The 14,556-nt window shown below is 64.5% G+C and carries 14 protein-coding genes; 6 read left to right on the plus strand and 8 right to left on the minus strand.

The window, feature by feature from the left end; genetic code table 11:
* The first annotated feature begins 75 nt into the window (after positions 1 to 75).
* Positions 76 to 735: a response regulator transcription factor gene (locus PJW05_RS01995; protein WP_271412163.1), complete on the plus strand. Its 660-nt coding sequence runs from the start codon at positions 76 to 78 to the stop codon at positions 733 to 735.
* 42 nt (positions 736 to 777) lie between these two features.
* Here PJW05_RS01995 and PJW05_RS02000 read toward each other — a convergent pair whose 3' ends face one another.
* Together PJW05_RS02000 and gbcA are read right to left on the minus strand one after the other, a co-directional pair.
* Complete coding sequence (locus PJW05_RS02000) at positions 778 to 1,098, minus strand: hypothetical protein (protein ID WP_271410276.1); 321 nt, start codon at positions 1,096 to 1,098, stop codon at positions 778 to 780.
* Positions 1,099 to 1,697: 599 nt separating this feature from the next.
* Positions 1,698 to 2,990: a glycine-betaine demethylase subunit GbcA gene (gbcA, locus tag PJW05_RS02005; protein WP_271410277.1), complete on the minus strand. Its 1,293-nt coding sequence runs from the start codon at positions 2,988 to 2,990 to the stop codon at positions 1,698 to 1,700.
* A 366-nt stretch (positions 2,991 to 3,356) separates the two neighbouring features.
* On the opposite strand from gbcA, the gene gbcB reads away from it, so the two are divergent.
* A complete protein-coding gene (gbcB, locus tag PJW05_RS02010; RefSeq protein WP_271410278.1) occupies positions 3,357 to 4,460 on the plus strand; it encodes a glycine-betaine demethylase subunit GbcB in 1,104 nt (367 codons plus the stop codon).
* Positions 4,461 to 4,746: 286 nt separating this feature from the next.
* Positions 4,747 to 5,352, plus strand: a complete 606-nt coding sequence (gene gstA / locus PJW05_RS02015) for a glutathione transferase GstA (protein WP_271410279.1) — start codon at positions 4,747 to 4,749, stop codon at positions 5,350 to 5,352.
* A 159-nt stretch (positions 5,353 to 5,511) separates the two neighbouring features.
* Here gstA and fusA read toward each other — a convergent pair whose 3' ends face one another.
* Both fusA and PJW05_RS02025 read right to left on the minus strand, forming a co-directional pair.
* Complete coding sequence (gene fusA, locus PJW05_RS02020) at positions 5,512 to 7,557, minus strand: elongation factor G (protein WP_271410280.1); 2,046 nt, start codon at positions 7,555 to 7,557, stop codon at positions 5,512 to 5,514.
* Positions 7,558 to 8,421: 864 nt separating this feature from the next.
* Complete coding sequence (locus PJW05_RS02025) at positions 8,422 to 9,462, minus strand: threonine aldolase family protein (RefSeq protein WP_271410281.1); 1,041 nt, start codon at positions 9,460 to 9,462, stop codon at positions 8,422 to 8,424.
* A 190-nt stretch (positions 9,463 to 9,652) separates the two neighbouring features.
* Between PJW05_RS02025 and PJW05_RS02030 the strand changes: the two genes are divergently transcribed.
* A complete protein-coding gene (locus PJW05_RS02030) occupies positions 9,653 to 9,958 on the plus strand; it encodes a hypothetical protein (RefSeq protein WP_271410282.1) in 306 nt (101 codons plus the stop codon).
* Positions 9,959 to 10,058: 100 nt separating this feature from the next.
* Here the strand turns inward: PJW05_RS02030 and PJW05_RS02035 are convergent, their stop codons facing one another.
* The 4 genes from PJW05_RS02035 to PJW05_RS02050 form a co-directional block, all read right to left on the minus strand.
* Positions 10,059 to 10,478: an acyl-CoA thioesterase gene (locus PJW05_RS02035; protein WP_271410283.1), complete on the minus strand. Its 420-nt coding sequence runs from the start codon at positions 10,476 to 10,478 to the stop codon at positions 10,059 to 10,061.
* Positions 10,475 to 11,038 carry an alpha/beta fold hydrolase gene (locus tag PJW05_RS02040; RefSeq protein ID WP_271410284.1) on the minus strand — a complete coding sequence of 188 codons (564 nt, stop codon included), beginning with the start codon at positions 11,036 to 11,038 and terminating at the stop codon, positions 10,475 to 10,477. Before PJW05_RS02040 ends, PJW05_RS02035 begins: the two co-directional genes overlap by 4 nt.
* 9 nt (positions 11,039 to 11,047) lie before the next feature.
* Positions 11,048 to 11,383 carry an alpha/beta fold hydrolase gene (locus tag PJW05_RS02045; RefSeq protein WP_271410285.1) on the minus strand — a complete coding sequence of 112 codons (336 nt, stop codon included), beginning with the start codon at positions 11,381 to 11,383 and terminating at the stop codon, positions 11,048 to 11,050.
* A gap of 75 nt (positions 11,384 to 11,458) precedes the next feature.
* Positions 11,459 to 11,599, minus strand: a complete 141-nt coding sequence (locus PJW05_RS02050) for a hypothetical protein (RefSeq protein ID WP_271410286.1) — start codon at positions 11,597 to 11,599, stop codon at positions 11,459 to 11,461.
* Between the two features lie 378 nt (positions 11,600 to 11,977).
* Between PJW05_RS02050 and glyA the strand changes: the two genes are divergently transcribed.
* Together glyA and PJW05_RS02060 are read left to right on the plus strand one after the other, a co-directional pair.
* Positions 11,978 to 13,231 carry a serine hydroxymethyltransferase gene (gene glyA, locus PJW05_RS02055; RefSeq protein WP_271410287.1) on the plus strand — a complete coding sequence of 418 codons (1,254 nt, stop codon included), beginning with the start codon at positions 11,978 to 11,980 and terminating at the stop codon, positions 13,229 to 13,231.
* Positions 13,232 to 13,299: 68 nt separating this feature from the next.
* The gene (locus PJW05_RS02060; RefSeq protein WP_271410288.1) at positions 13,300 to 14,550 is read left to right on the plus strand and encodes a sarcosine oxidase subunit beta; all 1,251 of its coding nucleotides are present in this window, start codon (positions 13,300 to 13,302) and stop codon (positions 14,548 to 14,550) included.
* Positions 14,551 to 14,556 lie beyond the last annotated feature (6 nt).

A 14,556-nucleotide genomic window follows, 5' to 3' on the forward strand; every position in this document is an offset into this window, starting at 1 on the left:
TTCACAGGCGATAGCTCTTCGTCACTTTCCAGGGCTGCGTCAAGGATGCCCATGTCCACTGGTTTCGAGGTTGCAATGAGAAGTGCCCTGATAGTCGATGATCATCCGGTCATCCGCATGGCGGTCCGGATGTTGCTGGAGCGCAACGACATCGCGGTCGTCGGCGAGGCCGACAACGGCGTCGATGCTCTCCAATTGATCCGTCAGCATGAGCCGGACATCGTCATCCTGGATATCGGTATCCCCCGGCTCGACGGTCTCAACGTCATTTCGCGCATTCGCTCCCTGGGCCTCGACAGCGATGTGCTGGTGCTCACCTCGCAGCCGGCGGAGAGCTTTTCCCAGCGCTGCTTCCAGGCTGGCGCCAAGGGATTCGTCAGCAAGGAAGAGGACTTGCAGAACCTGGTGACCGCCATCAACGCGATCAGCGCCGGTTTCACCCTCTTCCCCTCGACGGGTCAGTCCGGCGGTCCCCTGCCCGTGAGCAGCGAGGCCGAGCTGGTCGGGCGTCTGTCCAACCAGGAGTTGATGGTGTTGCAGTACCTGGCCACGGGGCTCTCCAACAAGGAGATCGCCGAGCGCATGCTGCTCAGCAACAAGACCGTCAGCACCTACAAGACGCGGATACAGCAGAAACTCAACCTCAACTCGCTACTGGAACTGGCCGAGTTCGCCCGGCGCAACAACCTGGGGATGGAGCAGGCGGGAGACGCCCCGTCACCCGCCTCGAGCTGACGTCACCCGGCGTGGGCCATCGCGACCTTGCTCAGCGGCCCGTCAGTTGAAGGAGATTGTCACCACGCCGGCCGCCACCGCGCCGCTCTTCTGATAGCTGACTGGCGTAAAGGTCACCGAGCGGGTGTCGGCGATCCCGGCACAGGTACCGTTGCTGCCGGGTACCGCACCCGCCTGGACGGGGCTGCGACCATCCTGGCGACCTGCGTGGCGAGACCACTCGGCGGTGGGGAGGTCGCAGGAGCCGACGACGATTTCACCAGTGAAGCGGATAACGCCGCTGATGCTGTTCGACCCGCTTGCGTGTGCGGCTGATGACGCGATGGCGAGGGTGATCACCGCTGCGATCTTCTGGATTCTCATCTTCCATTCTCCTGGGTGGTACGCATCGATCCGGCCGCGTCCTGGTCCGCGCAGTGCGGAATGCGCCCGCTGGACTACAGGCCGCCGGCTTGCTTGTGTGGCCCGATCCGGGTCGAAATGATTGATATCACAATGATGGCCAAATGGAATCGTTCGGCCATTTATTGGCCCTGTTCGGCCACTGTTGTGCTGAGCGTTTCAGTCGTCCTTTCCTACTTCTTTGCAGATATCGGTCGATTTCTTCGTGATCCTGCGAATGCTCACGCCAGAATTCGGACGTTTCCTCAGAAGATTGCGAGGATTTTCTTATTAATCTGTAAGTAAGCAGAGAAATATCCATTTCTCATCTCAGTAGATTCCTAAAGACGTGTAGGAGAATTCCTTATCTTTTAGGGCGCTTCAGGGCCAGCAAGGAGGTGTCGGCTGGAGCGGCAAAAAAAAACCCCCGTCGGGGCCGATATCCCGATGGGGGCGAGGGTGGTCCTTGGGGACCTCAGTGTGTGCGTCTGTACCAGGCGCCGAGCAGGCTCGACGCCAGTCCGTAGATGGTCAGCAGGATGGCGAAGGCCAGGCTCAGGGACATGGCCGCGCCTGCCGGGTCATTCGTTGCCGACCTGGCGCAGCCGAGTGGCCGGGATGTCGCCGAGGTTGTTGAGCATCCGCTCGCTGTACCAGTCGAGGAAGTTGATCACGCCGAACTCGTAGGTTTTCGAGTAGGGGCCCGGCTGGTAGGCGGTGGAGTTGATGCCGCGCTGGTTCTCTTCGGCCAGGCGGCGGTCCTGGTCGTTGGTGGCGTCCCAGACTTCGCGCAGACGGGCCACGTCGTAGTCCACGCCTTCCACCGCGTCCTTGTGTACCAGCCACTTGGTGGTGACCATGGTTTCCTGGGCGCTGATGGGCCACACGGTGAAGACGATCAGGTGGTCGCCCATGCAGTGGTTCCAGGAGTGCGGCAGGTGGAGGATGCGCATGGAGCCCAGGTCGGGGTTCTTGATGCGGCCCATGAGCTTCTTGCAGCCCTGCTTGCCGTCCATGGTCATGGACACGGTGCCGTCGAGCAGGGGCATGCGCACGATGCGGTTGCGCAGGCCGAAGCTGGCGTGGGCGTAGGGGATCTTCTCCTCGTCCCAGGCTTTGGTGCACGCGGCGACCTGGTCCTTGAACGCCTGGCTGGCGCGCGGGTCGGTGACGTCGTCCCATTCCAGCAGGGTCTTCAGCAGTTCCGGGTGCGAACCGTTGCAGTGGTAGCACTCGCGGTTGTTTTCGAGCACCAGCTTCCAGTTGGCGGCTTCCTTGAGGGTGGTCTGCACCGCCACCTTGGTGTTCTCCATGTCGTAGGGCTCCATGTAATGAGCCAGGGTGGAGAGGAAGTCGTCGATGGCCGGCGGGTTTTCCGACAGGTTGATGAAGATGTAGCCACCGGCGCTCTTCACGTGCACCGGCTTGAGACCGTACTGCTTCATGTCGAAGTCGGCGCCCATCTCGGTGCCGGCGAACAGCAGGCGGCCGTCCAGCTCGTAGGTCCACTGGTGATAGGGGCAGACCAGCTTGGCGACCTTGCCTTTCTCGCTGACGCACAGGCGCGAACCACGGTGGCGGCAGACGTTGTGGAAGGCGTGGATCTGCCCTTCGGCGCCGCGGATGACGATGATCGGGTTGTCGCCGATCTGCAGGGTCAGGTAGTTGCCCTTGGCGGGAATCTCGCAGGTCATGCCGGCGATCAGCCATTCCTTGTGGAAGATCTCCTGCATGTCGATCTGGAACAGGCGATCGTCGTTATAGAAAGGCTGCGGCAGGGAGAAGCTGTGGTCGCGTTCGCGGAGCATTTCGGCCGTGGCCTTGCGTGCGGGTTCGAGCGGATCGCCCAGGCTCAGGGTGGAAGTGACGTCCATCGGTAACTCCTCAATGGCTGGTCGCGCTGGCGACCGCCGCAAATAAGTGGCTGTTTCGGTTGTCACGCAAGGCGGCGTGACCTGCCCCCTCGTTGCTCGCCTGCCGATTGGCTGCCCTGCTGCGGGTGCGAGGGTGGTTCGCTCAAAGACCCTATGGTTCGGCTGGCGTTGAGTGTGCTGACGTGCAGAGGTACGACCTTATCCACGGGCGACATGGGAACATCCGTTTCCGACGCCGGAGGCCCGGTGGTTGCTGGCAGGTCGCGATGAGCATGTGAATGTCGCAGACAGGTAAACGGGGCGTTTTTGCGTTAATCACAATCCGCCGCAATAGGCCGATATCCGGCCGCGCGCGGAGTAGCGTCCATGACCAACAATTTCCTCAATCCCATCACGACCCAGACCTGGACCAACGGCCGGCACATGGTTCGCTGCGTCAAGGCGATCCAGGAAACCTGGGACGTGCGCACCTTCTGTTTCATGGCCGACCAGCCGATGGTGTTCTTCTTCAAGCCGGGCCAGTTCGTGACCCTGGAGCTGGAGATCGACGGCCAGCCGATCATGCGTTCGTACACCATCTCCAGCTCGCCGTCGGTGCCATACACCTTCTCCCTGACCATCAAACGCGTACCGGGCGGCAAGGTGTCCAACTGGCTGCACGACAACCTCAAGGAAGGTGACGTGATTCCGGTGCACGGGCCGGTCGGCCAGTTCAACGCCATCGACTTCCCGGCCGAGAAGGTGCTGTTCCTGTCCGGCGGCGTCGGTATCACCCCGGTGATGTCCATGGCGCGCTGGTTCTTCGATACCAGCGGCTCGGTGGACATGGTGTTCGTGCACAGCGCGCGCACGCCGAAGGACATCATCTACCACCGCGAGTTGCGCCACATGGCCTCGCGCATCAGCAACTTCAAGTTGCACCTGATCTGCGAGAAGTACGAGATCGGCGAAACCTGGTCCGGCTACCGTGGCTACCTGAGCCGGGCGATGCTCGACCTGATCGCCGGCGACTTCATGGAGCGCGAGATCTTCTGCTGCGGCCCGACGCCGTACATGGCTGCGGTGAAGCGCCTGCTGGAAGCCGCCGGCTTCGACATGAGCCGTTACCACGAAGAGGCCTTCGGGCCGACTCCGCCGGAAATCCGCCAAGAGGTGAGGGAGCACGCCGCCGAAGCGGCCGAGGCCGCCGCCGAAATACCGGCCGCCGCCATGAACCTGGTGGAGTTCACCAACACCGGCAAGAGCATCCGCGTCGCGCCCGGAGAAACCGTGCATTCGGCCGCGGCCAAGCTTGGCCTGCACATTCCCAAGGCATGCGGCATGGGCATCTGCGGCACCTGCAAGGTAATGAAGACTGGCGGCGAGGTGGAGATGGATCACAACGGCGGTATCACCGACGAAGACGTCGCCGAGGGCTACATCCTGTCCTGCTGCAGCATTCCCAAGGGGGATGTGGCCATCGACTATTGATGGTTTTCTGAGCAATCCCCGCCAGCCCGCGTGCGCCGCGGGCTGGCGCCATCTGTCCACAGCTTGTGGACGCCGTGGTGCACAGTAGTTGTGCGCAACTTACTGAAATCGCTGAAAAAATCGCCAACTCCAGAGCGGCCGCGCAGTATGCGGGCGGGCGCCAGGGACGAACAGCTTGTCCACAGGCTGGTCCACTGATCGTGGGGGCAACTCGGCTCGCTATGCTTGTTCGAGCGATCCCCACCGACGCGCCGCATCCCCGCGACCCACCCGAGGAGCCCACGCGATGAAACTCTACTACTCACCCGGAGCCTGTTCCCTTGCCGTGCATATTGTCCTGCGCGAGATCGGTAGCCCCTTCGAGTTGGTGAAAGTCGATCTAGCCGCCCACAAGACCGCGGACGGTGGCGACTACTACCGCAGCAACCCCAAGGGGTATGTGCCGCTGCTGGAGCTGGACAACGGCCAGACGCTCAGCGAAGGGCCGGTGATCTGCCAGTACCTGTGCGACCAGGCCGGCCGCACCGACCTGATGCCGGTCGCCGGCACGCTGCCGCGATACCGCGTCATGGAATGGCAGGCGTTCATCGGCAGCGAGCTGCACAAGAGCTTAGGCGCGCTGTTCAACCCCGCGCTGGACGACGAGGCCAAGGCGATCCATGCCGGCATGGCGCACCGCCGCCTGCAATGGACATCGGAGCAGTTGCGCGGGCGTGACTACCTCACCGGCACTGATTTCACCGCAGCGGATGCCTACCTGTTCACGGTTGCCAACTGGGCGGGCTTCCTGAAGATGGATATCGCCGATTGCCCGGAAGTCCAGGCCTTCCTGGGACGCGTCGCCACCCGCCCGGCCGTGCAGGAGGCGCTGAAGGCTGAGGGATTGGCCTGAGTCCGAGTCGGCGTTTGCGGATGCTGGCTTTTGTGGGGGCGATTTCAATCGCTGTGCAGGCCGGAGGCCTGCCGTGCGGTAAAGCCGGCGGCAGCTGCGCTGCCCCAAACGAAAGAAATGGCCCCCGCAGGTAACGTCCAAGGAGGCCCTGCGGCGCCTTCAGTCCTCCTCCTGCTCCGCCTTGTAGGCTCCGGCCAGTCGCTGCTGCACGTCCTGCGGCGCGGCGGCGTAATGGCTGAGGACCATGCTGAAGGCGCCATGGCCCTGGGTGATGGCCTTGAGGCGACCGGCGTAGCCACCCAGCTCGGCCAGCGGCACCTGGCCATGGATCAGCGCCAGGCCCTGGGACAGGGATTCGGTGCCGGTCACCTGGCCGCGACGGCCGATCAGGTCGGTGGTGATATCGCCCAGGTTGGTCTCCGGCGACGTGACCTCCACCGTCACCACCGGTTCCAGGACGACCTCGCCGGCGGCACGCAGGGCATCGAGCATGGCTTTGCGTCCGGCGGCCTGGAAGGCGATGTCCTTGGAGTCCACCGGGTGATGCTTGCCGTCGTGGACAGTCACCTTCACGTCCGCCACCGGCAGGCCGGCCAGGGGGCCGCAGGCCAGCACCGAGCGCACGCCTTTTTCCACCGAGGGAATGAACTGTGAGGGAATCACCCCGCCCTTCACCTCATCGAAGAACTCGAAGCCGCTGCCGCGTGGCAGGGGCTCGATGCGCAGGAACACCTCGCCGAACTGGCCGGCGCCGCCGGTCTGCTTCTTGTGCCGGCTGTGGCCGTCGGCCGCGCGGGTGAGGGTTTCGCGGTAGGGCACCTTGGGCGGGCGGGTCTCCACCTCCAGCTTGTAGGTGCCGCTGATGCGGTCCAGCAGGTAGCGCAGGTGCAATTCACCCATGCCGCGCAAGACGGTTTCCTGGGTGGAGGCCTGGTAATCCAGCTTCACGCAGGGGTCTTCGGCCTGCAGTCGGCTCAACACCTCGGCGATGCGCTGTTCATCGCCCCGGCGCCTGGCCTCGATGGCCAGGCCTTGCATGGGCGCGGGGAAGTCCAGTGGCTTGAGGTGAATCTGGTCCTCGTCGTGGGAGTCGTGCAGGACCGAGTCGAACTCCACCTCGTCCACCTTGGTCAGGGCGCCGAAGTCGCCGGGAATCAACCGGGTCACTTCTTCGTGGCGCTTGCCCTGCAGGCGCAGCAGGTGGCCGAGCTTGAAGGGTTTGCGACCGTCACCGACGAACAGCTGCATGTCCCGCACCAGGGTGCCCTGGTGCACTCGGAACACGCCGAGCTTGCCCACGAAAGGGTCGATCACCACCTTGAACACATGGGCCAGCACATGCTGCTCCGGGTCCGGACGGGAACGGAACGCCTTGGCGTCGGCCCCCTCGCCCTTGAGGAACAGCGGCGGGTTGCCTTCGGTGGGGTTGGGCGCCAGCCGCGCGAGGATATCCAGCAGCTCGGCCACCCCGGCGCCGGTGCGCGCGGACGTGAAACACAGCGGGATCAGGTGCCCGTCGCGCAGCGCCTGCTCGAAGGGTTCGTGCAGCGCTTCGGGGGCGATCTCGCCCTCTTCCAGGTAGCGCGCCATCAGCTCCTCGTCCACTTCCACGACCTGGTCCACCAGCGCCTGGTGGGCTTCGGCCACTGAGGAGAAGTCGGCCTCGCCATCCGGCGCGAAGAAACAGTCCACGACCCGGCTGGCGTTGTCCGCCGGCAGGTTCAGCGGCAGCACCTCCTTGCCGAAGGCTTCCCGCAGGTTGGCGAGCAGGGTGGGCAGGTCGATGCGCTCGGCGTCGATCTTGTTCACCACCAGCATCCGGCACAGACCGCGCTCGGCGGCCATGGCCATCATGCGGCGTGTGGTCAGCTCGATGCCGTTCTGCGCATTGACCACTACCAGCGCGGTTTCCACCGCCGCCAGGGCGGCGATGGACTGGCCGATGAAGTCGGGAAAGCCGGGTGTGTCGATCAGGTTCAGTTCGGCGCCGCCGTGGCTGCAATGGGCGAGGGCGGATGCCAGCGAGTGGCGGTACTCGCGCTCCAGCGGATCGAAGTCGCACACCGTGTCGCCGCGCTCCAGGCTGCCGGCGTTGGGAATCGCGCCGCTGCGCTGCAACAGGGCTTCGGTCAGGCTGGTCTTGCCGCTGTCACCGTGGCCGACCAGGGCGACCGTGCGAATGGATTCCACCGAGTAGTTCGCCATGAGCACCTCCGCGCGCTGGGGTGTTTCCAGTATAGGCAGGCACCCCGGGCCTGCCCTGGAACTCGGGATTTCGATGTAACCAGTTGATATCGCTCGAAAAATGTACGATTTCCGGGAGCCCGCGCCAATCCTGGCGCGGGAGCGGGTCTATACAGCTTGTCCACAGAAGACTCCACCGGGTTTGTGGGTAAGGATTGGGTTTTCCACCGCGAGTCGGCGATCCCAGGCAGCGAAACGGGCTTGGAGGCCGGCGGATCGGTAAATGACCGTTGCGCTGTACAGCCCGTATTTATTGGGTCCAACAGAGTTGCCAACGGCTTTTCCACAGGGATTTGCACGGATTTTGTGAGCAGATTTCTGGCGGGAGGACCACTTTCCCCACGAAACAAGCTGAAAGCCAGGAATAACGGGGGGATGGCTATACAAAGCCGTCAACAGATTGCCCACAGTGTTATGCACAGGGTTTGGGGGTAATCCGTTGGCTTTCAGGTTTTGCTCAATAAATGATCAGCGCCCTGTATCGCAGGAGAGACAAGGCCTGCGGGAGGTTTTCCACAGCTTGTGTACCTTTCCCTGCACAGAAACTGTGTGAAGAAATGGCAAGTCGTTGAAAACGATCAGAAAATATCCAGATGGCTGGAGGCCGCGAACGGCGCGCGCCCTGGCCGTGGCTCTACAGTTTGTCCACAGCTTGATCCACGGAAACAGGGGGTAAGGCGGGGGATTGGGGGAAATGCTTCACCTGTGGGGGCGATTTTAATCGCTATGCAGGCAGCGGGCCTGCCCGCTGGGATGCCCGAGGGGCAGCAACGCTGCCCTTAGCGAATGAATTCGCCCCCACAAGGGGTGAGGCTTGGTGCGGGATCAGGCCCCCATGGCCGCGCGGATATCCGCGGCCAACTCACGCACGCGGTCCATCTCGGTGTCCCAGGAGCACATGAAGCGTGCGCCGCCGGCGCCGATGAAGGTGTAGAAGCGCCAGCCCTTGTTGCGCAGGTACTCCAGTGCCGGTTCGGACATCTGCAGGAACACGCCGTTGGCTTCCACCGGGAACATCAGACTGACGCCCGGCACGTCGCTCACCAGTTCGGCCAGCAACTGGGCGCAGGCGTTGGCGTGCTTGCCGTAGTGCAGCCAGGCGCCGTCCTGCAGCAGGCCGACCCAGGGGGCGGCGAGGAAGCGCATCTTCGAGGCCAGTTGGCCGGCCTGTTTGCAGCGGTAGTCGAAGTCCTCGGCCAGTTCGCGGTTGAAGAAGAGAATGGCCTCACCCACCGCCATGCCGTTCTTGGTGCCGCCGAAGCAGAGTACGTCCACCCCGGCCTTCCAGGTCAGGTCGGCCGGCGAGCAGCCGAGGAAGGCGCAGGCGTTGGCGAAGCGCGCGCCGTCCATGTGCAGGTTCAGGCCCAGCGCCTTGCACACCTGGCTGATGGCGCGGATTTCCTCGGGACGGTAGACGCTGCCGACTTCGGTGGCCTGGGTCAGGGTGACCACGCGCGGCTTCGGATAGTGGATGTCCTGGCGCTTGAGGGCGATCTCGCGGATCGCCTCGGGCGTCAGCTTGCCGTCAACGGTTTTCGCCAGCAGCAGCTTGGAACCGTTGGAGAAGAATTCCGGCGCGCCGCATTCGTCGGTCTCGACGTGGGCGGTCTCGGAGCAGATCACGCTGTGGTAGCTCTGGCACAGGGATGCCAGGGCCAGGGAGTTGGCGGCGGTGCCGTTGAAGGCGAAGAAGACTTCGCAATCGGTCTCGAACAACTGGCGGAAGTGGTCGGCGGCGCGAGCGGTCCACTGGTCCTCGCCGTAGGCGCGCTCGTGGCCGCGATTGGCCTCGGCCATCGCGGCCCAGGCTTCCGGGCAGATACCGGAATAGTTGTCGCTGGCGAATTGCTGGGTCTGGTCGGTCATGTCCTGGTCCTTCTGTCCGTTCGCCTGCAGGCACAGGCGCATGGGGCCTAACTTTACGCCAGGTTGCCGTCTCGGGGTTCGCTCGTGGCGACATCCTTTTCTGTCTGCGGCGCCTGGTCAGCGCGAGGGAACTCAGGCTGCAGATGCCACCTCAGAATTCAAGAGCGCGCCCACCCCGCCAGGAGGTCCCATGATGCGTTATCCGACCCTGATCGCTTTTTTTGCTCCCGTGCTGATCGGCCTACCGGTGCTTGCCGCCGAATGGCCCAGCGGTGAGCGCGAGAATTTCATTCAGGAGTGCAAGACCAGCGCCCAGGCCAATGTGCCCGCAGCCAAGCTGCAGCGTTACTGCAGCTGCGCCGCCGACGGCGTCAGCCGCGAGTTCAGCAGTGCCGAGCTGCAGGAACTGAAGGGCCAGAAAACACCGCTGCCGGAGCAGACCCATCAACGCCTGGTCAAGGTCTCCCATTCCTGCCTGAGCCAGCTGAACGACTGAGCGGAATTTGACCAGCCTGCCGCAGCCCGCGCATTCCCTGGGCTGCGGGGCCGATCCCACAGGTTGTCCACGGGCCGGTCCAGGGTTTCCGTGGGTAATCCTAGGCGGGCTCCAGCCAGGCCAGGGCCCGCTCGCGAATGTCCGTGGGGAAGGCGCGTGCCTTGCGCGCCCGGGTGTCCAGGTGGACGCCCACCAGGGTGGTGACGGCGGCGATCTCGCCGGTTTCGTCGTTGCGCATCTCGTGGCGGAAGCGAATGGACTTGTCCTTCATCTCCAGCACCTGGGAGTGGATGGACACCACGTCGCCGGCGTGCAGCTCGCGGCGGTATTCGATCTGCTGCTCCACCGCCGCCATGCCGGCGTTCTCCTCGCGCAGGCGCGAAGGCGCCAGGCCCAGCAGGGTGAACAGTTGCCAGGTGGCTTCGTCGAACTTGCCGACGTACCACATCACGTTCATGTGGCCCATGTGGTCGCAATGCCAGGGGTAGACGGCGCCGCGGTAGGTCAGGGTGTCGCTCATGTCAGGCATGCCTCATGTTGCGGGGAGTGATTGAAGTCCGTGAGGACCCGGGGAAACTGGTTGATGACGATGGACAGATGGCCTTCCTGTGGAAAAAGTCGCAGGGTCGCGCGGGGGAGTCGCGCCTGCAGGTGGCGGCCCATGGCCGCCGGCACGTGACGGTCCATGCCGCTCTGGTAGAGGTGCACCGGCACCTGGATCGCCTCCAGGGCGAAGGGACGCGGCGCCGCGATCAGACCGGCTTCCGTGCAGGCGCCACGGATGCCCTGGCGATAGGCCTCGGCCAGGAAGGCCGCGAAGTCGTCGGCCGCCGCCGGACTGGCGTCAAGCACGCGCCGGTCGGGCTCGGCCAGGAGCTTCGCCAGGGCCTTCAGCGCCCGCGCCGGGTTGCTGCGGAACATCAGCCGGTCGAGGGCCAGCAGCGGGCTGGCGAGCGACGGATGCAGGCGCGCCAGGCCGAACATCAGCCGCAGCGCCGGCAACTGCGTCGCGCGCAGTTCGGGGAGGTCCATCGGCCCCATGCCGGCCAGCAGCCCGACATAGTTCAGCCGGGTGCCCAACTGGTGGGCTCAGGCCAGGGCGTAGGGCCCGCCGCAGGACACCCCCAGCACGCCGAAGCGGCCATGGCCGAGGGTATCGGCCATGAAGGCCATGTCGTCGGCCCAGTCGAGGATGCTGCGGCCGGGATGGTCGTCGGACCAGCCGAAACCCGGCCGTTCCGGCGCCACCAGGCAGACGCCGGCGGCCAGCGCCTGTTCGTGGTGCAGCGCGGCCTGCAGGCGACTGCCGGGAAAACCGTGGAAGTAGTAGAGCGGGCGGCCTTCGTCGGCGCCGTAGAGCTGGTAGGCCAGGATGCGGCCGTCGGGCAGCCGCAATCGCCGAGGCCGGGGATCGGGTCGAGTCATGAAGGTTCTCGGAAATGGTCGGCGCGTGACTGGAATCTTGCGCCCGGTTCTCTGCTGGTCAAGATTTGAACGCCCTCATTTATACCAGCGTCCCTGCGGCGCGGCGGCACGGGTTACAAAATTTAATCGCGCGTTTAATTTTTTGGGCGTTTTTTGAACAGCCCTTGCCTGGCGAGCGCTGCGGGCCTGCACCGCCGCATGGTTCGCAGCGGTCATCGGTGCCTTCTCCACGGCATCGACTGTCGCTTTTGGGCATTGGCGGTGAAGCGAGCGTCGAAACGCCGTGCTGTCTTTTTCCGGGGGGCGGCGTGGCAATGGGTCGCTGCCGGTGATCGGCTCACGCCCATTGCAGCCCCGGACCGTCGGCGTCCCCGCCCCCTATCCCGGAGGCGCTAGAGAGACCTCTGGCCGTTGGATGGTTTTACGTCGTTGCCTGGGTAGGTTTGGGCATTTACACGTCGCAAACAGGCAAACGGGGCGTCGGACTAACTCGCACAATCGGCCGCAACAGGCTGGCACCGACCGTATTTCAGCGGATGGCGCGAAGCCCCCAAAACAACAGAGACGACAGCGGGTTGTCGCAGGAGATCATCGATGTTCAGCAAGCAAGACCAGATCCAGGGTTACGACGACGAACTGTTCAGCGCGATTCAGGAAGAAGAACGTCGCCAGGAGGATCACATCGAGCTGATCGCCTCGGAGAACTACACCAGCAAGCGTGTGATGGAGGCCCAGGGCAGTGGCCTGACCAACAAGTACGCCGAAGGCTACCCGGGCAAGCGCTACTACGGCGGTTGCGAGTTCGTCGACAAGGTCGAGCAGCTGGCCATCGACCGCGCCAAGCAGCTGTTCGGCGCCGACTATGCCAACGTCCAGCCGCACTCCGGTTCCCAGGCCAACAGCGCCGTGTACCTGGCCCTGCTGAATGCCGGTGACACGATCCTCGGCATGAGCCTGGCCCACGGCGGCCACCTGACCCACGGTGCCAAGGTGTCGTCCTCCGGCAAGCTGTACAACGCCGTGCAGTACGGCCTGGACACCGCCACCGGGCTGATCGACTACGACGAAGTCGAGCGCCTGGCCGTCGAGCACAAGCCGAAGATGATCGTCGCCGGCTTCTCCGCCTACTCGAAAACCCTGGACTTCCCGCGCTTTCGCGCCATCGCCGACAAGGTGGGCGCGCTGCTGTTCGTCGACATGGCCCACGTCGCCGGCCTGGTCGCCGCCGGCCTGTACCCGAATCCGCTGCCCTACGCCGACGTGGTCACCACCACCACCCACAAGACCCTGCGCGGCCCGCGCGGCGGCCTGATCCTGGCCAAGGCCAACGAAGAGATCGAGAAGAAACTCAATTCCGCCGTATTCCCCGGTGCCCAGGGTGGCCCGCTGATGCACGTGATCGCCGCCAAGGCGGTGTGCTTCAAGGAAGCCCTGGAGCCCGGCTTCAAGGACTACCAGGCCCAGGTGATCAAGAACGCCCAGGCCATGGCCCAGGTGTTCGTCGAGCGCGGCTACGACGTGGTCTCCGGCGGCACCGACAACCACCTGTTCCTGGTCAGCCTGATCAAGCAGGGCAAGACCGGCAAGGAAGCGGACGCCGCCCTTGGCCGCGCCGGCATCACCGTGAACAAGAACGCCGTGCCCAACGACCCGCAGTCGCCCTTCGTGACCTCCGGCGTGCGCATCGGTACCCCGGCCATCACCAGCCGCGGCTTCAAGGAAGCCCAGAGCACCGAACTGGCCGGCTGGATCTGCGACATCCTCGACCACCTCGGCGATGCTGATGTCGAGGCCCAGGTGGCCAAGCAGGTCGCCGGCCTCTGCGCCGACTTCCCCGTGTACCGCTGAGTCAATTCACCCTCTCCCCCGGCCCCTCTCCCACATGTGGGAGAGGGGAGTAGAACCAGGAGCATTCCATGCAACGTTATTCCGGCTTCGGTCTGTTCAAGCACTCCCTGAGCCACCACGAGAACTGGCAACGCATGTGGCGCAACCCGACGCCGAAGCCGGTTTACGACGTGATCATCGTCGGCGGTGGCGGCCACGGCCTGGCCACTGCCTACTACCTGGCCAAGGAGTTCGGCGTGAAGAACGTCGCCGTGGTGGAGAAGGGCTGGCTGGGCGGCGGCAACACCGCGCGCAACACCACCATCGTCCGCTCCAACTACCTGTGGGATGAGGCGGCGCAGCTGTACGAGCACGCCATGAAGCTCTGGGAAGGCCTGTCCCAGGACCTGAACTACAACGTGATGTTCTCCCAGCGCGGCGTCTACAACCTCTGCCACACCCTGCAGGACATGCGTGACTCGGCGCGCCGGGTCAACGCCAACCGCCTGAACGGCGTGGACGGCGAACTGCTGGACGCCCGGCAAGTGGCCGAGGAGATTCCCTACCTCGACTGCAGCAAGAACACCCGCTACCCGATCATGGGCTCCACCGTGCAGCGTCGCGGCGGCGTGGCCCGTCACGACGCCGTGGCCTGGGGCTACGCCCGTGCCGCCGACGCCCTGGGCGTCGACCTGCTGCAGAACACCGAAGTGCTCGGCTTCCGCAAGCAGGATGGCGCGGTGATCGGTGTCGAGACCAATCGTGGTTTCATCGGCGCCAAGCGCGTCGGCGTGGTCACCGCCGGCAACTCCGGGCACATGGCCAAGCAGGCCGGCTTCCGCCTGCCGCTGGAGTCCCACCCGCTGCAGGCGCTGGTCTCCGAGCCGATCAAGCCGATCATCCACAGCGTGATCATGTCCAACGCCGTGCATGGCTACATCAGCCAGTCCGACAAGGGCGACCTGGTCATCGGCGCCGGTATCGACGGCTACAACGGCTACGGCCAGCGCGGCTCCTACGGGACCATCGAGCACACCCTGCAGGCCATCGTGGAGATGTTCCCGATCCTCTCCCGCGTGCGCATGAACCGGCAGTGGGGCGGCATCGTGGATACCACCCCGGACGCCTGCCCGATCATTTCCAAGACCCCGGTGAAGAACCTGTTCTTCAACTGCGGCTGGGGCACCGGCGGCTTCAAGGCCACCCCCGGTTCGGGCCATGTCTTCGCGGCCAGCCTGGCGCGTGGCGAGATGCACCCGCTGGCCAAGCCCTTCTCCATCGACCGTTTCCACACTGGCGCACTGATCGACGAGCACGGCGCCGCTGCCGTGGCTCACTAAGGAGAC

The sequence above is a fragment of the Pseudomonas sp. Q1-7 genome, from assembly GCF_028010285.1.
GTDB lineage: Bacteria > Pseudomonadota > Gammaproteobacteria > Pseudomonadales > Pseudomonadaceae > Metapseudomonas.

Coding starts and splice junctions, on each gene's coding strand:
- PJW05_RS01995 (WP_271412163.1), top strand. CDS start 76: ATGAGAAGTGCCCTGATAGTCGATGATCATCCGGTCATCCGCATGGCG.
- PJW05_RS02000 (WP_271410276.1), bottom strand. CDS start 1,098: ATGAGAATCCAGAAGATCGCAGCGGTGATCACCCTCGCCATCGCGTCA.
- gbcA (WP_271410277.1), bottom strand. CDS start 2,990: ATGGACGTCACTTCCACCCTGAGCCTGGGCGATCCGCTCGAACCCGCA.
- gbcB (WP_271410278.1), top strand. CDS start 3,357: ATGACCAACAATTTCCTCAATCCCATCACGACCCAGACCTGGACCAAC.
- gstA (WP_271410279.1), top strand. CDS start 4,747: ATGAAACTCTACTACTCACCCGGAGCCTGTTCCCTTGCCGTGCATATT.
- fusA (WP_271410280.1), bottom strand. CDS start 7,557: ATGGCGAACTACTCGGTGGAATCCATTCGCACGGTCGCCCTGGTCGGC.
- PJW05_RS02025 (WP_271410281.1), bottom strand. CDS start 9,462: ATGACCGACCAGACCCAGCAATTCGCCAGCGACAACTATTCCGGTATC.
- PJW05_RS02030 (WP_271410282.1), top strand. CDS start 9,653: ATGATGCGTTATCCGACCCTGATCGCTTTTTTTGCTCCCGTGCTGATC.
- PJW05_RS02035 (WP_271410283.1), bottom strand. CDS start 10,478: ATGAGCGACACCCTGACCTACCGCGGCGCCGTCTACCCCTGGCATTGC.
- PJW05_RS02045 (WP_271410285.1), bottom strand. CDS start 11,383: ATGACTCGACCCGATCCCCGGCCTCGGCGATTGCGGCTGCCCGACGGC.
- PJW05_RS02050 (WP_271410286.1), bottom strand. CDS start 11,599: ATGACCGCTGCGAACCATGCGGCGGTGCAGGCCCGCAGCGCTCGCCAG.
- glyA (WP_271410287.1), top strand. CDS start 11,978: ATGTTCAGCAAGCAAGACCAGATCCAGGGTTACGACGACGAACTGTTC.
- PJW05_RS02060 (WP_271410288.1), top strand. CDS start 13,300: ATGCAACGTTATTCCGGCTTCGGTCTGTTCAAGCACTCCCTGAGCCAC.